The organism is Ensifer sp. B1-9, assembly GCF_050474445.1.
Taxonomy (GTDB): domain Bacteria; phylum Pseudomonadota; class Alphaproteobacteria; order Rhizobiales; family Rhizobiaceae; genus Ensifer.
The window spans coordinates 1-18924 of record NZ_JBCHVG010000026.1 but is presented as its reverse complement, the minus strand read 5'-3'; the positions used below and the strand labels follow the sequence as shown (position 1 = coordinate 18924).

The window sequence follows — 18924 nt, the reverse complement described above, 5'->3', positions numbered from 1 at the left end:
GCGCGCATCGGTCGCTGTGGTGCTTTGACGGCAATAGAAAGCTGACCCAATGAGCCTTGCTTCGAAGAGCCCCGAGCCGCGTTCCGGCATCCTGGATATTGCCGCCTATGTGCCGGGCAAGGAGCATGCGCCGGGTGTCGCCAAGGTGCACAAGCTCTCGTCGAACGAGACGCCGCTTGGCGCCAGCCCCAGGGCGATCGAAGCCTTCCAGGCGGCGGCCTTCAACCTGGAACGCTACCCGGACGGCCAGGCGCGGGCGCTGCGAGAGGCGATCGGCGCCGTGCACGGCCTCAACCCGGCAAACATCATGTGCGGCAACGGTTCGGACGAACTGCTCGGGCTTCTCTGCCACACCTATCTCGGGCCCGGCGACGAAGGCATCATCACCGAGCATGGCTTTCTCGTCTACAAGATCCAAATCCTGGCGGCGGGGGCGACGCCCGTTACCGTCAAGGAGAGGGATGCGCGCGTCGACGTGGACGCGATCCTTTCGGCGGTGACCGAGCGGACCAAGGTCGTCTTTCTCGCCAATCCCGCCAACCCGACCGGAACCTACATTCCCGTCGACGAAGTCCGCCGGCTGCACGCGGGCCTGCCCGAGGGCGTGCTCCTGGTGCTCGATGCGGCCTATGCCGAATATGTGCGCCGCAACGACTATGCCGCCGGCCTGGAGCTCGTCTCCGCCAGCCGCAATGTGGTGATGACCCGCACCTTCTCGAAGATCTACGGTCTCGCGGGCTTGCGCATCGGCTGGATGTATGCGCCGCCGGAAGTGATCGATGCGGTCGACCGCGTTCGCGGGCCCTTCAATCTCAGTGCCCCGGCAATTGCGGCGGGTGCTGCGGCGATCCGTGATCAGGCTTTCGTGGCAACGGCGGTCGATCACAATCTCACCTGGCTGGCGCGTGTCAGCGAAGCGCTCGAGGCGATCGGCCTGCGCGTCACGCCTTCGGTCACGAATTTCGTGCTGATCCACTTTCCGGAAGAAGCCGGCAAGCGGGCCGAGGAAGCCGATGATTTCCTGACCGGCCGCGGCTATATCCTGCGGGCGGTCCGCAGCTACGGTTTCCCCAATGCGCTGCGCATGACCATCGGCTCGCAAGAAGCCAACGAAGGCGTCATCGCGGCGCTGACCGAATTCATGGGACGGAAGTAATGGCTCAGCAGTTTGAAACGATCGCCCTCATCGGGATTGGCCTCATCGGCTCGTCGATCGCGCGTGAAATCCGCGAGAAGCAGCTCGCCGGCACCCTCGTCGTTTCCACGCGCAGCGAGGCGACGCTGAAGCGTACGCAGGAGCTCGGGCTCGGCGATCGCTATACGCTGTCGGCGGCCGACGCCGTTCGCGATGCCGACCTCGTCATCGTCTCGGTCCCGGTCGGCGCGTCCGGTGCCGTTGCCGCCGAGATCGCGGCGCATCTGAAACCCGGCGCGATCGTCACCGATGTCGGCTCGACCAAGGGCTCGGTGATCGCGCAGATGGCGCCGCATCTGCCGGAAACCGTTCATTTCGTGCCGGGGCATCCGATCGCCGGTACCGAGCATTCCGGCCCGGACGCCGGCTTCGTCGGCCTCTTCCGCGGCCGCTGGTGCATCCTGACGCCGCCGGAAGGCGCTGATGGGGAAGCAGTCGCGCGGCTCCGGCGTTTCTGGGAAACGCTCGGCTCGATGGTGGAAGAGATGGATGCCGAGCATCACGACAAGGTGCTGGCGATCGTTTCGCACCTGCCGCACATCATCGCCTACAACATCGTCGGTACGGCCGATGACCTGGAGACGGTAACCGAATCCGAAGTCATCAAGTATTCCGCCTCGGGGTTCCGCGATTTCACCCGTCTCGCGGCATCCGATCCCACCATGTGGCGTGACGTCTGCCTGCACAACAAGGATGCAATCCTGGAGATGCTGGCACGGTTTTCGGAGGATCTCGCCTATCTGCAGCGGGCGATCCGCTGGGGCGACGGCGAGAAGCTCTTCGATCTCTTCACCCGCACCCGCGCGATCCGCCGCTCGATCATCCAGGCGGGCCAGGATACGGCGATGCCGGACTTCGGCCGGCATGCCATGGACCAGAAATAGTTTGAGCAGGGCGAGAAGACCGTGAAGCGGTCTTCTTCCCGGAGTTGCGATTCTCGGTGTTTTAAAGCGTCGGCAGAACGCCGATCGGGATGAAGGCGAGAAACGCGGTGCCGTCGCGCACGTTGAGTTTCACCGTCGCTTCGTCCTTGCCGTTGGCGAGCGCCTTCAGCATGTTGGCGGTATTGTCGACGAGGTTGGCGTCGTCGGGGATCAGCTTGACCAGATTGGCCCGCCAGGCCTCGATGTTCGTCATCGTCAGCGAGAACTCGCCGGAGATCAGTCCCTGGTCGTTGACCGAGAAGGGACCGGAAAGCTTGGCGTTCATGCCGGAGCCGAGATCGAGGGTGAGCTGCCTGAGTTCACCCTTGCTGCCGCGAAACATTTCCGGCGTCGGCGTGGCCGTCATCCATGCCGCCTTGTCGGTGAAAGTAAGATCCGCGGCGACGGTGGCCGGTGGCGCGTAGCTTGGGCCTTCCTCAGGGCGAAGATCGAGCTTGTCGACGCTCAGGGCAGCATCGAGATCCGCGCCGTTCTGGCGCAGGTGCAGTTCGCCGTGGCTGGCGCCGAAGCCAAGTCCGTCGCCCGAGAGCGGCAGGCGCACTCGACCGGTGAGATTGTCGTAGGTGAGCGAGGTGCGGTCGACGCCGGACAAGGTCGCGCGCACGCTTGCATGCAGCAGGGTCCAGTCGGCGGAGACGTTGAGGCCGGGCGAGGCCCGGATTTCGGCCGGGCCGTCAAGCTCGATCACGGCATGGCCGGGCTGATAGACCTGGGCGGCCGTCCGCAGCGCTCCGAAGGAGGCCGACGTGCCGTGGCGGGTATCGTCGAGATGGACCTTGTCGCAGAAGAGGCCGATGCGGAACGGAAAGCCGCGCACGTCCATGTTCGTGCATTCGCCGCCGAGGCCGGCTGCCTGCCCATCGGCGAGACGGGCCGTGAGACGCTTCTCGATCTGATCGGCGGCGAAGAACCAGCCGGCTGAATAGATGCCGGCGACAAGCACGATGCCTGCCGTCAGCCAGCGAAACTTCCGGCTGACCGGCGAGGAATTGGAAACTGCGGTTGCCGACATGGGCGCGGATACCTCACTTTAGACCATGATGATCTTGGGTCGGCTCGACCCAAGATCACAAACGGATCGCTTCTAACAAGTTAGAGCGGGATGTGGGCGGAAAACCGCAACACCTTTCCTCACCCCACTCTAAACCGGATTGCGGCTGCCTTTCGGGTGGCGCCGCCAATCCGCAAAACTATTCTTTCGTTCGGGTGCACGAGGACGAGCTTGTCTCTTTCGTGCCGAGATGCTGTGCCGTAGAAACCGACATGGCTGACCATTCCGACGGGCCGATCATGATTCGGTGGCGAGAGCAGACAGCGCGGGTTGAATGACAGTGGATATGGACGAATTTTGGGTCTTTGGCTACGGGTCGCTGATGTGGAACCCGGGCTTTGCCTTCGAGGAGAAACTGACGGCGCGCGCCTTCGGCTATCGCCGCTCGCTCTGCGTGCATTCCTGGGTTCATCGGGGCACCGAACAGCGGCCGGGACTGGTGCTCGGACTGGACCGTGGCGGTTCCTGCATCGGCACGGCATTCCGCGTCGCGCGCGGGCAGCAGGATGACGTCGTCGACTACCTGCGCGAGCGGGAACTGGTGACGCATGTCTACAAGGAGCGCACGATGCCGGTCCTGCTTGCCGATGGGCGACGCGTGCCGGCGCTCGCCTACGTCATCGACCGCGACCACGTTCAATATGCGGGCACGCTCACCTCCTCGGAGGCGGCCGATATCGTCGCCGTTTCGACGGGAAAATCCGGTCCGAATAGCGAGTATGTGTTCAACACGCTCGCCCATTTGAAAGAAATGGGCATCCGCGATCACTGGTTGGAAGAGGTGGTCGAATTGCTCCAGCAGACGCCACGGCGCGCTCGCGCCTGATGCCTCAGGCGCGGCCTGCCGCCTTCAGTTCCTTCAACCGTTGTTCGGCTGTCGGCGGCAGCGGCAAATGCGGATTGTTCTTCACCGTTTCGACCAGCAGTTCGTCGCTGGCCTTCTCCGTGACTTCCACCAGCTTGGCAAGGAATTCATCCGGATCCATGCCGGCCTCGACCGGCGGCAGGATGCGGACCTTGAAATGCCCGGGAAAGCGCAGGAACTTGCGGCGCGGCCAGAAGAGGCCGGGATGCATGGCGACCGGCACGACCGGTACGTTCAGGTCGCGGTAGAGGCGGGCGATACCGTATTTGTACTGCGGCGGCGCGCCTGGCGGGCGGCGCGTGCCTTCCGGGTAGATGATGAGTTCGCGGCCGGTCGCCATTTCCTGCTTGGTGCGATCCATGACGCCGGTCATGGCCCTGCCGCGGGCGGCCCGGTTTACCGGAACCATGCGCTGCTTGAGGATGTACCAGCCGAACAGCGGGATCCAGGTGAGCTCGCGCTTCAGGATGTAAAAGGGGTCGTCGAGCCAGGGGAGAAGCGCATAGGCATCCCAGAAGGACTGGTGCTTGGGGGCGAAGATGTAGGGGACGTCAGGGATATTCTCCAAGCCTTCGATCTCGAAGGTCGTCCCGACCATCTTCTCGAGCAGCCAGTGATTGCTGCGCACCCAGTTCTTGGGAACGAACCAGGCCTTCTTGCGTGGCAGCAGGAAATAGATCGGCGTCAGCACGATCATCTGCACGATCAGATTGGCGTAGAACACCATGTTGAAAAGGATCGAACGCAAGACGATCATCAGGCACGCTCTCGTAGGCGAGGTCTCAAAGGCTCGGCGTCAGGCCGATTGATCGCTGCCTACACGAATACGTGGCGAAGGAAAACTGTCCTTCCTCACTTTAGGCCGGCGACGTCCCCGATGGCCTCTATTCTTCGGCCGGCGTGGCACGGGAGGGATCGGTGCGCAGACCGCTCGTCGGCCGGGCGCCGGCGAAATCGCGAATCGATGCGATCGTATATTTCCCGAATTCCAGGAGGATCGATTTCAACACCATCGGGTTGCGCAGCCAGTTCGTCGTCTTGAGATCCGAGTTGATGACCGGGTAGGGGATGAACTCCGTCTCCGGGCGGGTGCGCCGGAGTTCCAGCAGGCTGCGCGGCATATGGTAATTGTTGGTGACGACGAGCACGCTCGTATAGCCGCGATCACGGATCCATTGCGCCGTCTCCGTAGCGTTGCCGATCGTATCGATCGCCTCATGACCGATATCGACGCAGCATTTGAAAAGATCGGCGGAACTCTGGGTGTTGCGCCGGATCTGGCTGCCGGTGGTCGTCGGGTGAACACCGGAGATCAGCAGGCGCCTGCCGGCGCCACCCTTCAGGAGATCGACCGCCTGGTCGATGCGCTGGAAGCCACCGGTCAGGACGACGATCGCATCCGCCTTGGGATGTACGGGCGGCTGCAGCGATGCGACGGTGTCGGCAAAATTCAGGAAGGCGGCAATCAGGAGTGCGAGCGGCAGCAGCAGGACGAAGAAGGTTCGCCGGAGAATTTTGCGCAAGAGGCTGCGGGGCCGCCGGCGGTCGTCGGCTCTCCCCTGCCATTTGCCTCCTCCGGTCATCCCGTTTCCGCGTAATTCTCGCGCCATCATGATTCTCTTTCACATAGCCGCAGATTACGGCAAGGAATAGATCGAGGCATAGCGAAACATCAGGCGGATCAGCTCTGGTAGAGGTCCGTGCGGCCGGGGTCCGAACGGATGAGATCGATCTCGTAGATCGTGCGCATGACGGTCAAGCGCGCGGTCACGGTCGTCAGGATGGCGATGACGACGATGATGGCGGCGATACCGAGGTAGCCGCCATAGCCGATGGTGAAAGTGCCGAAGAGTGCGGTTGCCTGGTCGGTCTGCGGTGTCGCCAATGTCTGCGACTGCCAGAAGCCGGCAAGCGCGAAGGACAGCGCGGCCAAGAGGCCGCCGGTGCCGGCGCCCTTGAGACTGATCCTCAAGAAATGCTTCTGGAACTCGGAGGCGACGAAACCGGCCTCTGCACCGACGAAATGCAGCACCTCTACGATGTGGCGGTTGCCGGACAGTGCGCCGCGGGTGGCGAAGATCACGGTCAGCACCATGGCCGAGAAGACGAGCGCCAGCACGCCGGTGCCGATCATCGCCGTGGTGTTGGCCATGGCGACGAGCCGGTCGACCCAGGTGCGGTGGTCGTCGAGGAAGGCCTGCGGAATCGTCTCCGTCAGCGCCTTGCGCATGGCGGCGAAATCGGGCGGATTGTTTTCGTCGATGGTGATGATGATCAGCCGTGGCACCGGCAGCTCGTCGAGATCGAGGCCTTCGCCGAGCCAGGGCTCCAGAAGGCGCGCCGTGGCGGCGCGATCGACGATCTTGCCATCCGTCGTACCGCTGAAGGTCAGCGCCAGGTCGCGGGCGTCGGCAAGCGCCTTTTCCATGTCCAGGCTGTCGTCCGGCTTGATCTGGATGGTGATCTCGCGGGAAATCTGCGACTGCCAGCTCTGGGCCGTTGCCCGGACCATGCTGACGCCGCCGAGCGTCAGGCAGGCGAGGAACGACATGATGGCGATGACGCACATCAGCGCATGGCCGGAGACATTGGTCGAGGGCACGATCGGCCCGGTCGGCCGCACGCGCATTTCCGTCCGGCGGGGCTGCTGTTCCGGCGGCTGTTCGGCTGCGTTGCTCTGACGTTTCGTGCGGCTGTCACTCATAGATGTCGAGCCGCCCCTGCGAAAGGATCATGCGCCGCGCCTCCACCTGATCCATCAGCGACAGATCGTGGGTGGCGATCACCACCGCGGTGCCGAGCCGGTTCAATTCGAGGAAGAGATTGAGGAGACGCCTGGCCATTGGCGGATCGACGTTGCCGGTCGGTTCGTCGGCAAGCAGGATCTCCGGCCGGTCGATCAGCGCCCGAGCGATCGCCGCGCGCTGCTTCTCGCCGCCTGAAAGGACCGGCGGCAGGACATTGATGCGCTCGCCGAGACCGACCCATTTCAAGAGTTCCAGCACGTCGGCGCGGTAGCTCGATTCCTCCTTGCCGCGGACGCGCAGCGGCAGAGCGACATTCTCATAGGTGGTGAGGTGATCGAGCAGGCGAAAATCCTGGAAGACGATGCCGACGCGCCGGCGCAGCATCGGGAATTCCTCGCGCGGGATCGACGAGATGTTGCGGTCGAACATCCGGATCAGGCCGCGCGTCGGCTGCAGCGAGAGGAAGAGCAGTTTCAAAAGGGTGGTCTTGCCGGCGCCCGACGGGCCGGTCAGGAACTGGAACGACCGGCGCGGAATATCGAAGGTCAGGTCCCGGAGGATTTCCGGTCCCATGCCATAACGCAGTCCGACGTTCTCAAAGTGAATCAAGCGGCAGCCCAGTCTCTCTCACGGCCCTGCAACCGATGGCCGGTTCCGGTCCTCCGCGCATAGGACGACCAGCCTCGAAAGGCAAAACCGCCAGCGGAATCATGGTTAAGCAGCGGTTAATTTTTCATGAAAAGGCGCCGCTTTCGCGACGTCTTTCCGAAACATTAACCATTCCGGTTTACGTGTCGGAAAGATTTGATGCAATGCCTAGATTCTTGCAGGCCAAGGGTCAGCATTGCCCGATGGTTTCGCAGCCGAGGTGGTCGGTCGATTGGCCGCATCGTCTTGCTGTGGGACAGGAGGAGCTGGTCATGCATGCTTTCCGGACCAAAACCGCCGGCGCCCCGGCGGACTTCCTGCCGCCCGAACGGGGCGGACGTGAGGGAGCCGCAATGCCGCGACGCGTCGACTATGTCGATGCCGAGTTCGAGGTGATTGCTGCCTCCTCGCGCCGAGCGCCTTATCCGGTGTTCAATGACAAGGCCAGGATTGGAAATCAGAAACGGCCGAGTTTGACGGTCGTGGCCGACGAAACGTCGCCTGCCGGCCGACTGCTGAGCCTCGTCGAAGCGCGGCTTCGCGACATGCCAACGCGCCGCTTCGCCGGCTTGGTCGCCGGTTTCGCGGTTGCGTCCTTTCTGATGATCGTCGGTTTCGCGCGTGACGGGCAGGCCGACGTCCAGCCGCTCACGATATCAGGGGTGACGAGCTCACTGGATTATTCCGGCGGCATGCGCGTGCTTTCCGTCTACGGCTCCATCGACAACCGCTCGGATGCCGAACAGCGCCTGCCGCTCGTCGTGGTGGGGGTGGCAGCCAACGGCCGCCAGGTTACGACGACACGGGTGAAGCCCGAAGGCGCGGCGATCGCAGCCGGCGAGAGCCGTCATTTCATGACGCGACTGCCCTATGCAGGTGGAAAAATGCCCGATGTGACCGTTTCCTTCGCTGAAAACGGTGTTTCAGCCCGCTGATTGTGCTAAGCGGCGCGGATGGGAAGGCTTCGGTCTTCCGGATGAAACGCTGGAGAAGCCTTGATGCCCGTTGTTCGCGGTAAGAATATCGAACCTCTCTACACGGCCGAAACGATTGCAGCGCGCAACAGCGAGCTGGCCGGGATGATCGTCAACGGTCCGCACAAGGATCTGCTGGTGATCGCGGTGCTCAAGGGATCGTTCATCTTCGCCGCCGATCTGATCCGCGCCATGCATTCGGCCGGTCTTGCGCCGGAAGTCGAGTTCATCACTCTGTCGAGCTACGGCACCGGCACGGTTTCGCAGGGCGTCAAGATCACCAAGGATATCGACAGCGACGTGCATGGGCGCGACGTGCTCTTGATCGACGACATTCTCGAATCCGGCCGGACGCTGCGTTTCGCCAAGGAGCTGATGTACGAGCGCGGCGCGCGCAACGTGACGATCGCCGTGCTGCTCGACAAGCGGGTCAAGCGCAAGGTCGAGCTCGAAGCCGATTATGTCGGTTTCGAGTGCCCCGATCACTTCGTTGTCGGCTATGGCATGGATGTCGCCTATGCCTTCCGCGAGCTCCCTTTTGTCGGCGTCGTCACCGGCGACGCCGAGTAGGCTGTGTCAAAACGGCACGCCTATCCTGAAATCCGGTCGCTCAGCGTTTACCGAACACAAACGAAAAACTGATTGGTTGGGGATGCGCCGCGTGGTGATTCCCTATCGGATTCGCGGTGCTGCAGCGCCGTCAGGTCCGGTCGATGACCGACGCCCGCTGTAACCTTTTGGATCAGGTGCGGGCGCCGGCGTGAGAGCCGCGCCTCGGAAACGCGGAGGCCATGATGGCGAAGATCCTGATTACCGAGGACGAGGATGCGTTGCGTTCCTTCGTCGCGCGGGCATTGAAGCTCGACGGCCATGAGACGGTCGAGGCGGGCGACGGTGCCGACGGCCTTGCCTGCCTCCAGACCGAGGCTTTCGATCTCCTGCTTTCCGATATCCGCATGCCCGTCATGGACGGCATCGAGCTGACGCACCAGGCGTCGGCCGCCTTTCCGGCAATGAAGATCCTGCTGATGACCGGCTATGCCGAGCAACGCGAGCGGGCCGACGATCTCGCCGACAAGATCGTCGACGTCATCTCCAAACCCTTTTCCCTTCCCGATATCCGCAAGGCCGTTGCGCTTGCGCTGGCCGCCTGACGAAGCCCAATCCGGCGATTGAGTTCTATCCCGCTTGCGGGCCTCACTGCATGTCGAGCAGTCGCTCGAGATATTGGCGTTCCACTTCCGGCGACAGGTTATCCCCGAGCCGGCGGCGGATTTCTTCGAGGATCTGACGGGCGCGTTGCGTGTCGAATTCCTCGGGCACCTTCACGTGGTCGCCAAATTCCGGACCCCGGTTGTTCTGGGGTCGGCCGAGCGGATCGCGTCCGTTCTGGCCGAATTGCGGAACGCCCATGCCGGGGCCCTGACCCTGGCTCTGCATCTGGTTCATCATGTCCTGGGCGCCCTGGCGCAGGGCTTGCAGCGCGCGCCCCTGGTTGCCAACCGCCTGTTCGCCCTGGCCCTTGCCGAGCGCGCCGGAAGCGCCGTCCATTTCCCGATGGGCTTCGCCGAAGCCTTTGCCCGGCTTGATGCCCATGCTTTCAAGGCCCTTGTTGAGTTCGCCGAGCTGCTTGCCGAGCTCATCCTGCTGCTGCTTCAACTGCTTCAGTGCATCCTTCAACTGTTCGGCCGTCATGTCGTCGAGAGGATTGGGCTGGCCGTTCGGATCGCTGCGCTGTCCCGGGTCCTGCGGCATCTCCTGGCCGAAGAGTTCGTTGTCCTCGCCCTGCAAGGGATCGCCGCGTTGCATGCGGTCGCGCTGCGCCTGATCGAGCTTGAACGTCTCGTCCATAAGCTGCTGCTGCTGCTGCATCAGTTTGCCGAGCTTGTCCATCTGCTGGCGCATGGCGTCGTTCTGCTCGCCCATCTGCTGCTGGCCGCGTCCGGCCTGCAGGTTGTTCATCATTCGCTGCAGCTCCGACAGCATCTGGCGCGCCTGATCACGTGCGCCGGAACGCGCCAGGTTCTCGATCTGATTCATCATCTTTTCGAGATCCTGTTGGCGCAGGATGTTGTTCGGGTTCATTTTTCCGGCCATGCGCGGGTCTTTCGCCGCCTGCTGGGCGAGGGCCTGCATATATTCCTGCATGGCCTGGCGCAGCTCCTGCATCAGCTTGGCGATTTCCTGGTCGGAGGCGTTGCGCTCCAGGGCGTCCGAGAGCGCCTGCTGCGCGTCACGCAGGCGCCGTTCGGCAAGCGACAGGTCGCCGTCTTCGATACCGAGTGCAATCTCCCAGAGGTATCCGGCGGCGTCACGCAGCATGTCGTCGTTGTAGGCAAGCGCCATGCGTGTCCGCGCCGACTTCAACAGCAGGAAATGCGTGAGGTTCGGGATCCAGTCCTCGGCAAGGGAGGCCACGGCGTCGTTCAGGTCGATGGCGCGTGGCAGGTCGTTGGCATCGAGCGCAAAGACCTGGCGCTGTTCCGCGACGGCGCCGGCGAGCGGCTGGGTGAATTGGCGGGCAGGCAGGATCATGTCCTGCGGCGGGCTGCGGCCCTCCTGGCCCGCGGCGTCGCGGGCGACGAGGGTGACCCGCACGCGCTTGCCCGCAAGCGGGTGTTCGCTGAGGTTTCGGCTGGTCGTGCCCTTGGCCTCACGCGCGTTGCGGCGCGGCAGGTCGAGGCGGTATTCGGGCAGCGGATAGAGCGGACGGGCCCCTTCAGCGGCTTCGTCGAGCGGCTTGATCTCGGCCCAGGCCTGGGCGATGCCGTAGTCATCTGTCGCCGCGAAGGTGATTTCCAGCGCCGCATTGACGGTGGGACGCGGAATGCCGTCGAAGGAGATCTGCGGCACGCCGTCCGGGATGATCTTGAAAGCCCAGCGCCGATCCCCGACGACAAGCTCGCCGTCCTTGACGATCTTGTACACATGGTTGCGCACGGCATTCGGGTTGCGGGCGGGCTCCGGCGCAGCCATTTCGGCGACCTTCGGTCCGGCTTCGCCCACCTTCGGCTTGGGCTTCGTTTCCTCGGCTTTCTCGCCGGCTGCCGGAATGGCGATTGCCTTGGCCGCGCCACTTTCGGCAAAGCGGACGACCTGGTCCGGTCCTGCCCCGGTGACCCGGACGGTGAGGTCGCTGAATTGCGGGATGGTGATGGCTCCGCCGTCCTCCGCCGCAGATGCCGTCTCCGGCTTGCCGGTGAGGAAGATCGGGGCGCGGCCGGTATAGGCCGGCGGCGTCACCCAGGCATCGATGCGGATGTCAGCCGTTTCGACCGACGCCTGCGGCAGGCGCAGCGCGTCGCTGAGCAGGCCGGCGCGGTTGGAATAGGAGTACGCAAAGGCGATACAGGCGAGAAGAACCGGCACGGCACGCAGGGCAAAGGGGTCGTGGCGGGCGATATCAGGACGCGGAAGCCCCGTATCGAGCGCGCCGATCATCCGTGCCATGCGGGCCTGGTGCTCGCGCCAAAGCGCTTCGCCCAGGGGATTGTCGGTTGCGGGCCGGTCGTCCTGGACGCGGATTGCCTGATGGGGCAGGGCGTTGCGCTCTTCCAGCATGCGGTCGGCGTCGACATTTCCGGGCAAGCGGATGCGCGCCAGCGACAACAAGGATGTGAGGAAGCCGATGGCGAAGATAAAGAGCGTCACGGCATGCAGCCAGAACGGCGCCACGCGGAAGAAGCCGAGCCAGGCGAAGGCGAGAAACAGAAGAACGATGGAACCGGGCAGGAGGATGCGCGGCAGAAGCTGTTCGGCGACCAGCACCGAGCGCGCCAGCCATCTCTTCAGTGCCAGGGTTCTCGAAAACGGCTTCGGTTGTGGCGTTTCATCCTGCCGGAATTGCGTCATCCGCCCAAGTTTCCTTTCGGTCGCCCATCAATGCTCGTGGCTGACCCAATATAGTAACGCGAGATGCGGCTGGAAACGGCACGCAGCTTCCCCGCTGGCGTTCAGGATACCATCGTTTGTGGCGAAGACGAGGGCGCAAACAGAATCGTGATCGCCCGAGTGGCGACCACAGATTGTCGTCGTTGGTGCGGAGTGCCTCAGGCGAGCCAGTCCGGAACCGAATCGAGGCCGATCAGGGCATCGTAATCCTGGCGCGGGCGAACCACGTGGAAGCGGTCGCCCTTGACCAGAACTTCGGGGATCAGCAGACGGGAATTGTAGGTGCTGGCCTGGACGGCGCCGTAGGCACCCGCCGAGCTGATCGCGAAGAGATCGCCGGGCTTCGGCATCGCCATCTCGCGATCGAGCGCCAGATAATCGCCGGTTTCGCAGACCGGCCCAACGACGTCGGCCCGGATGCGCGGGGCGTTGGCGGCAGAGATGCGAACAGGGCGGATCTCGTGATAGGCCTCGTAAAGCGTCGGGCGGATGAGGTCGTTCATCGCGCCGTCGACGATGACGAAAGTCTTGTCGCCGCCATCCTTCACGTAGATCACTTCGGTCACGAGGATGCCGGCATTGCCGACGATCAGCCGGCCCGGTTCGGTGACGATCTTGCAGCCGAGCGATTGCAATTGGCTCTTGACGATCTCGGCATAGGCGTCCGGCAGCGGCGGCGGGTTGTTGTCGTCCTTGTACGGAATGCCCAAGCCCCCGCCGATGTCGACATGGTCGATCGAATGGCCGTCGGAGCGCAGCGTATCGACCAGTTCACGCAGCAGCTTGAAGGCGTCGTCGAAGGGCTGCAGCTCGGTGATCTGGCTGCCGATATGCATGTCGATACCGGTCACCTGGATACCGGGCAGGGTGGCGGCGTGGGCATAGACGGCGCGGGCGCGCTCCCAGGAAATGCCGAACTTGTTTTCCTTCTTGCCCGTGGAAATCTTGGCGTGGGTCTTGGCGTCGACGTCCGGATTGATGCGGAAGGAAACGTGGGCGCGCTTGCCGGCGCGCACGGCACGCTGGTTCAGCACCTCGAGTTCCGGCTCGGATTCGACGTTGAAGCAATAGATGCCGGCGTCCAGCGCCAGATCCATCTCCTGCGGCGTCTTGCCGACGCCGGAGAACATGATCCGGCTTGCGGGAATGCCGGCGGCAAGTGCGCGGCGCAATTCGCCGCCCGAGACGACGTCGACGCCGGCGCCGAGGCGACCGAGCGTCTTCAGCACTGCCTGGTTCGAGTTCGCCTTCATGGCATAGCAGACCATCGCGTCCACATCGGCGAAGGCCTTTGAAAAGACCGTGTAGTGACGCTCGAGCGTGGCGGTCGAATAGCAATAGAAGGGTGTGCCGACGGCGCGCGCGATGTCGGTGACCGGCACGTCTTCGGCGTAGAGGATTCCGTCGCGATACTGGAAGTGGTTCACGGGCTGCAGCTCGGCTTTAAGCAATTCCGGGAAAATGTGAAGCGGTTTTCCATCTGGAATTGCGTAATTTCAACTAGAGGAGGGGATCGAGCAGGAAAGGGCGATCGTCCGGCTTTTCTTTCTGCTCCACGGTTCCGGCGGGCGCCTTGGTGTTGATCGGCGCCGTCGAACCGGGGCGGTCGAGATCACCCTTGCGTCCGCAACCGACAAGAACCAGCCCGGGGATCGCCAGCAGGAGCGCAAGCCGGGCCGCCTTCGTGAATGTCATCGTGATTTTCCTTCGCGGGACTGATGCTGGTGCGATGTCTTATCGATTTTTCCGGCGCTTGTGCACCCTGAATTTGCGGGCGGAAACCGCCCGCACCTTCGTCCGGCCCTCAGTTACGGGCGCGCCACCAGGCGATCTGCTTGCGAACTTCGTTGGGGGCCGTGCCGCCGAAAGAGGTACGGCTCGCAACCGAGGCCTCGACGGTCAGCACGTCGAAGACCTTCTCGGTGATATCGGGATGAATCGACCGCAGGTCCGCAAGCGAAAGATCCGCCAGATCGCAGGCCTTCTGTTCGGCAAGCGCGACGGCACGGCCGGTGACGTGGTGAGCGTCACGGAAGGGCAATCCCGCCTCGCGCACCAGCCAGTCGGCAAGATCGGTCGCGGTCGAATAGCCGGAGCCGGCGGCCGCCTTCATGCGGTCGGTGCGAACAGTCATGTCGCGCACCATGCCGGTCATGGCGGCAATCGCCAGTTCGAGGCTTTCGGCGGCGTCGAAGACCTGTTCCTTGTCTTCCTGCATGTCCTTGGAATAGGCGAGCGGCAGGCCCTTCATGACCGTCAGCAGCGCGATCAGCGAACCGTTGATGCGGCCGGTCTTGGCGCGCACCAGTTCCGCGGCGTCGGGGTTCTTCTTCTGCGGCATGATCGAGGAGCCGGTCGAAAACGCATCCGACAGGCGGATGAAGCCGAATTGCGGCGTCGACCAGATGACGATCTCTTCGGCGAGACGCGACAGGTGCGTGGCGGCGATCGATGCCATCGACAGGAATTCGAGCGCGAAGTCGCGATCGGAGACGGTATCGATCGAGTTGCGCGTCGGGCCGGCGAAGCCGAGCGCCTTGGCGGTCATGTGCCGGTCGATCGGGAAGCCGGTGCCGGCCAGTGCCGCGGCACCGATCGGGCTTTCGTCCATATGCTCGATAGCGTGGCGCACGCGCGAGCGGTCGCGGCCGAACATTTCGACATAGGCCATGCAATGGTGGCCGAAGGTGACGGGCTGCGCCGTCTGCAGGTGGGTGAAGCCCGGCATGACGGTGTCGGCATGTTCCTCGGCGCGGTCGAGGAAGGCGGCGATCAGCGCGGTCAGTGCCTTCTCGGTCTTCTGCAGCTCCTCCTTGACCCAGAGGCGGAAGTCGAGCGCCACCTGGTCGTTGCGCGAGCGGGCGGTGTGCAGGCGGCCGGCCGAGGGGCCAATCAGCGTCGCCAGCCGCGCTTCGATGTTCATATGGATGTCTTCGAGGCGGCGCGAGAACTCGAACTGGCCGCTTTCGATTTCTGACAGGATCGTGTTGAGGCCGTGAACGATCTTGTCTTTGTCTTCAGCCGAAATGATGCCTTGATGCGCCAGCATGGTCGCATGCGCTATTGAGCCGCGGATGTCCTGGGCATAGAGCTTCTTGTCGAAGCCGATCGAGGCATTTATCTCCTCCATGATCGCGTCCGGACCCGAGGCAAAGCGACCGCCCCACATCTGGTTGGAGGATTTCGTCTCGGAATTGCCGTCAGTCATGAAGAATGCCCGCCTTGGAGAATGAAATGCCCGACCAGAAGAAATCCCCCCCGGCCGTGAAACTGTTCGCGCTCGCCGCCCTGTTCGGCGTGATCATCGGTGCGGCAGCGGTATACGTGAAGGAGACCGGGTCTGGCAATGGCGAGGAGGCCGAAACGGCCAGTGCCAGCTGCCCGCTGACATCAGCCAAGGTCGCATCGCTGACGCCGTTTATGAAGGGGCAGGTGGCCGCCATGGCGCCGGCGTCGTCACCGCGGCCGATCGCGCTCGACTTCAACGGTCCCGACGGCAAGCCGACGACTGTCTCGGCCTTTGCTGGCAAGACCCTGCTCGTCAATCTCTGGGCCACCTGGTGCGTGCCCTGCCGCGAGGAAATGCCGGCGCTGAATGCGCTGCAGAAATCGCTCGGCAGCGACAAGTTCGAAGTGGTGGCGATCAATATCGACGTCGGCGACGACGAGAAGCCGAAGGCGTTTCTCGACGAGACCGCCGTGCACGAGCTTGGCTATTATCGCGATGCGTCGATGGGCGTGTTCAACAACATGAAGAAGGAAGGTCTCGCCTTCGGCCTGCCGGCAACGCTGCTGCTCGACGACAAGGGCTGCCTCATCGGCTCGATGAATGGCCCGGCTGCCTGGGACAGCGACGACGCCAAGGCGCTGATCACGGCAGCCATTGGAGGGTAGGGTCAACCTCTGTCGGATACGCCCCGATTGTCACGCAACAGGTACCACTGAACCTTGCGGGGTGTGAAATGCGCTGCCGCTGCACGATTCCATAGTGGCGTGGTATGGTCGCCGACGATGAAGATGTCGGTCGGCGGCAAGGCCGGGTCCTTGGCGATCGTTGCGACGCTGTCAAAGACGTCGGCCCACAACTCGGTCAACTCGCAGACTTGCGTGCTCGCTATCGCGGCTGCATCGCTGCCGCACTTTAGTTCGCCTTCCTGCTTACGCACGTAAGGTATGTGAGAATTCAGCGTCAGCCAGTACAAGAATTTCCGCTCGGCCGGTTGTTCCGTCAGCCGGTCGCGGATGGCGTCCGCGACATCCTTGTCGCACAGGCCCGCAAACACGCTGCCGCAGCGCCGGCGAAACCTATCATCGGTGCGCGTCAAACTCTCGAGGAAGTGCAATTCCTGAAAACCAATGCGTGGATACCACGTCTCCCGTTCGAACATCCGTTGAGAAAAGCCGTGATAGGAGATGGTGCGGTAGCCGCGATCAGCCAGTGCGGCCGGGAGGCAGTCATAGGCGGTCCGGTCAAGATAATCCGTATGATCACCCCATTGCCCGCAGAGTTCGCGGGATTCAGCCCCGGTCGTCGAACCCTCGAAATTGCTGAGACCGCTCGAAAGCTTGTAGCGCCCGGTATCGAGCGCCGGCTGCAGGCGATGCGAGAGAATTGCAGCATGCGCGGGGTTGGACAACGCACCAAGCCCCTCCACCATGACGAACAGCACATTGCGACCACCGTCCGCTATGGCTGCGGCGTCGAAGTTGTTGATCGAGAACGCGCTTTCGAATGATTGAGCGGGCTGCTTGAGGAAAGGGCGGTTGATATGGTGCTCAAACGACGCCACGCCGATTGCAACCAGAACCGCTGGCAGCACCATTGCGCCCTGCAAGGCCTGCCGATTGCGGTTCACGAGGCAGGCGATTGCAACGCCGTTGGCGACAAAGAAGCCGAGCACCACGAGGTAGAAGACCGATGAGGTGAGATCCAGCGACGCCATGTAGCGCATGGACTGGATCGCAGTACCGAACGGCAGATGGAACGCCGCCATGGCCACGAGGCTCAAATCGGCGACGGCAATGAGTGGGAATAGAAGGTAGGACAGTGCAGGTCGGGCGCGCAGCGCAAGTGGGCCTGCAAATACGTAGAGGAGTGGCGAAAGCGGTCGCGCGGCTACGTAGAACGGCAAGACCAGAAGCATTGCCAGATTGGGCGCCACACCGAGGATCAATGCGAATCGCCACGCCCTCGCATTCAACAATGAGGGCACCGACCGCGCTGCTATCGCGGATATGGCTTGCGAACCCATTCTCTCTCTCCCGCTTGGTTGGGAGAGGGTAGCGGCACCTTCTTTAGATTATACTACCATCGCTGCGGGCATTTTCTTCGGAAGATGTATTCAGAGTCGAGTTAGTCCCAAGCAGAGCTGGCATCCCCCATTGAAATGCCTTCTGGGTACAAGACTTACCGGGTCGGAACCGGGACTTCGCCGCGGTAGTCGTAGAAGCCGCGGCCAGACTTGCGGCCGAGCCAGCCGGCTTCGACATATTTCACCAGAAGCGGGCAGGGGCGATACTTCGAATCCGCCAGGCCGTCATAGAGCACCTGCATGATCGACAGGCAGGTATCGAGGCCGATGAAGTCGGCAAGCTGCAGCGGGCCCATCGGATGGTTGGCGCCAAGCTTCATGGCCGTGTCGATGGCCTCGACGCTGCCGACTCCTTCGTAAAGCGTATAGATCGCCTCGTTGATCATCGGCAGCAGGATGCGGTTGACGATGAAGGCCGGGAAATCTTCGGCGACCGTCACGGTCTTGTCGAGCGTCGCGACGAATTCCTTGGCGGTCTTGAAGGTCTGCTCGTCAGTGGCGATGCCGCGCACGAGCTCCACGAGCTTCATGACCGGAACCGGGTTCATGAAGTGGATGCCCATGAAATGCTCGGGGCGATCGGTGGCCGAGGCCAGGCGGGTGATCGACAGAGAAGAGGTGTTGGTCGCCAGAATTGCCTCCGGCTTGAGGATCGGACATACCTGGCCGTAGATCTTGCGCTTGATCGTTTCGTCTTCAGTGACGGCTTCGATCACCAGGTCGGCCTGCGACAGGTCGTTGATGTCGGAGGAGCCCTTGATCAACGCAAGCGCCGCCTTGCGCGCCTCGTCTGTCATCTTGCCCGAGGATACCTGGCGGGCGAGGTTGCCGTTGATGGTGGCAAGGCCCGCTTCAATCCGTTCAGCGGCAAGATCGTAGATCTGCACCTTGTATCCGGCCATTGCCGAAACATGCGCAATGCCGCAGCCCATTTGCCCGGCACCAATAACTCCGACCGTCTTGATCATTGCGGCGAACATCCATCTTCAAGAGTGGGCGGCAAGGCCGCCTCAGACACGCAAACCGGGCCGGTTTGGCCGGCCCGGTAGATTGTTAATGCCAAGTCCGCGCTTTTGCCAGCCCTTTTCATGGGCGGCGGCGGGCGGATCTTGCCGTGGGCTACAGGGCCTTCTGCAACTCCGGCAGGGCGTCGAAGAGATCGGCGACGAGGCCGTAGTCGGCGACCTGGAAGATCGGCGCCTCCTCGTCCTTGTTGATCGCGACGATGACCTTGGAGTCCTTCATGCCGGCAAGGTGCTGGATCGCACCGGAGATGCCGCAGGCGATGTAGAGGTCG

Annotated in this window: 19 protein-coding genes; 7 read left to right on the top strand and 12 right to left on the bottom strand. The window is 63.0% G+C overall.

Going from position 1 to position 18924, the window contains the following annotated elements; all coding sequences use genetic code 11:
- The first annotated feature begins 49 nt into the window (after positions 1-49).
- Both hisC and ACQ5BM_RS32265 read left to right on the top strand, forming a co-directional pair.
- Positions 50-1156, top strand: coding sequence for a histidinol-phosphate transaminase (hisC, locus tag ACQ5BM_RS32270; protein WP_429819975.1), 1107 nt, complete (start codon positions 50-52; stop codon positions 1154-1156).
- Entirely contained in the window at positions 1156-2079 is a 924-nt protein-coding gene (locus ACQ5BM_RS32265; protein WP_247960705.1) for a prephenate/arogenate dehydrogenase family protein, read from the top strand. The genes hisC and ACQ5BM_RS32265 overlap by 1 nt, the downstream gene beginning before the upstream one ends.
- A 61-nt stretch (positions 2080-2140) precedes the next feature.
- Here ACQ5BM_RS32265 and ACQ5BM_RS32260 read toward each other — a convergent pair whose 3' ends face one another.
- The gene (locus tag ACQ5BM_RS32260) at positions 2141-3151 is read right to left on the bottom strand and encodes a DUF2125 domain-containing protein (RefSeq protein WP_429819973.1); all 1011 of its coding nucleotides are present in this window, start codon (positions 3149-3151) and stop codon (positions 2141-2143) included.
- A 313-nt stretch (positions 3152-3464) separates the two neighbouring features.
- Here ACQ5BM_RS32260 and ACQ5BM_RS32255 point away from each other — a divergent pair, with 313 nt between their 5' ends.
- Complete coding sequence (locus ACQ5BM_RS32255; protein WP_429819971.1) at positions 3465-4016, top strand: gamma-glutamylcyclotransferase; 552 nt, start codon at positions 3465-3467, stop codon at positions 4014-4016.
- Positions 4017-4020: 4 nt separating this feature from the next.
- Here ACQ5BM_RS32255 and ACQ5BM_RS32250 read toward each other — a convergent pair whose 3' ends face one another.
- From ACQ5BM_RS32250 to ftsE, 4 genes are all read right to left on the bottom strand, one after another.
- Entirely contained in the window at positions 4021-4812 is a 792-nt protein-coding gene (locus tag ACQ5BM_RS32250) for a lysophospholipid acyltransferase family protein (RefSeq protein ID WP_429819969.1), read from the bottom strand.
- Positions 4813-4939: 127 nt separating this feature from the next.
- Positions 4940-5638 (bottom strand): YdcF family protein, encoded by a 699-nt coding sequence (locus ACQ5BM_RS32245; protein ID WP_429819967.1) that lies wholly within the window; start codon positions 5636-5638, stop codon positions 4940-4942.
- A gap of 98 nt (positions 5639-5736) precedes the next feature.
- Positions 5737-6684: a cell division protein FtsX gene (locus ACQ5BM_RS32240; RefSeq protein ID WP_429820072.1), complete on the bottom strand. Its 948-nt coding sequence runs from the start codon at positions 6682-6684 to the stop codon at positions 5737-5739.
- 67 nt (positions 6685-6751) lie between these two features.
- Entirely contained in the window at positions 6752-7411 is a 660-nt protein-coding gene (gene ftsE, locus ACQ5BM_RS32235; protein ID WP_173520545.1) for a cell division ATP-binding protein FtsE, read from the bottom strand.
- Between the two features lie 311 nt (positions 7412-7722).
- Here ftsE and ACQ5BM_RS32230 point away from each other — a divergent pair, with 311 nt between their 5' ends.
- The 3 genes from ACQ5BM_RS32230 (at position 7723) to ACQ5BM_RS32220 (ending at position 9578) form a co-directional block, all read left to right on the top strand.
- Entirely contained in the window at positions 7723-8385 is a 663-nt protein-coding gene (locus ACQ5BM_RS32230) for a hypothetical protein (RefSeq protein WP_429819965.1), read from the top strand.
- A 63-nt stretch (positions 8386-8448) separates the two neighbouring features.
- Positions 8449-8994 (top strand): hypoxanthine phosphoribosyltransferase, encoded by a 546-nt coding sequence (gene hpt, locus ACQ5BM_RS32225; protein WP_429819963.1) that lies wholly within the window; start codon positions 8449-8451, stop codon positions 8992-8994.
- A 224-nt stretch (positions 8995-9218) separates the two neighbouring features.
- A complete protein-coding gene (locus tag ACQ5BM_RS32220; RefSeq protein ID WP_173520548.1) occupies positions 9219-9578 on the top strand; it encodes a response regulator in 360 nt (119 codons plus the stop codon).
- Positions 9579-9621: 43 nt separating this feature from the next.
- Here ACQ5BM_RS32220 and ACQ5BM_RS32215 read toward each other — a convergent pair whose 3' ends face one another.
- The 4 genes from ACQ5BM_RS32215 to argH form a co-directional block, all read right to left on the bottom strand.
- Complete coding sequence (locus ACQ5BM_RS32215) at positions 9622-12276, bottom strand: TIGR02302 family protein (protein WP_429819959.1); 2655 nt, start codon at positions 12274-12276, stop codon at positions 9622-9624.
- A gap of 197 nt (positions 12277-12473) precedes the next feature.
- Complete coding sequence (gene lysA, locus ACQ5BM_RS32210; protein ID WP_057254768.1) at positions 12474-13742, bottom strand: diaminopimelate decarboxylase; 1269 nt, start codon at positions 13740-13742, stop codon at positions 12474-12476.
- A 73-nt stretch (positions 13743-13815) separates the two neighbouring features.
- Complete coding sequence (gene lptM, locus ACQ5BM_RS32205; RefSeq protein ID WP_057254769.1) at positions 13816-14010, bottom strand: LPS translocon maturation chaperone LptM; 195 nt, start codon at positions 14008-14010, stop codon at positions 13816-13818.
- A gap of 109 nt (positions 14011-14119) precedes the next feature.
- Positions 14120-15523, bottom strand: coding sequence for an argininosuccinate lyase (gene argH / locus ACQ5BM_RS32200; RefSeq protein ID WP_429819957.1), 1404 nt, complete (start codon positions 15521-15523; stop codon positions 14120-14122).
- Between the two features lie 26 nt (positions 15524-15549).
- Between argH and tlpA the strand changes: the two genes are divergently transcribed.
- Complete coding sequence (tlpA, locus tag ACQ5BM_RS32195; RefSeq protein ID WP_429819955.1) at positions 15550-16209, top strand: thiol:disulfide interchange protein TlpA; 660 nt, start codon at positions 15550-15552, stop codon at positions 16207-16209.
- A 2-nt stretch (positions 16210-16211) separates the two neighbouring features.
- Here tlpA and ACQ5BM_RS32190 read toward each other — a convergent pair whose 3' ends face one another.
- The 3 genes from ACQ5BM_RS32190 to ACQ5BM_RS32180 form a co-directional block, all read right to left on the bottom strand.
- Entirely contained in the window at positions 16212-17567 is a 1356-nt protein-coding gene (locus tag ACQ5BM_RS32190) for a sulfatase-like hydrolase/transferase (RefSeq protein ID WP_429819953.1), read from the bottom strand.
- Positions 17568-17722: 155 nt separating this feature from the next.
- Positions 17723-18595: a 3-hydroxybutyryl-CoA dehydrogenase gene (locus ACQ5BM_RS32185; RefSeq protein ID WP_429819951.1), complete on the bottom strand. Its 873-nt coding sequence runs from the start codon at positions 18593-18595 to the stop codon at positions 17723-17725.
- Between the two features lie 151 nt (positions 18596-18746).
- The coding region (locus ACQ5BM_RS32180; protein ID WP_210303392.1) for an electron transfer flavoprotein subunit alpha/FixB family protein at positions 18747-18924 on the bottom strand (178 nt) is incomplete at its 5' end.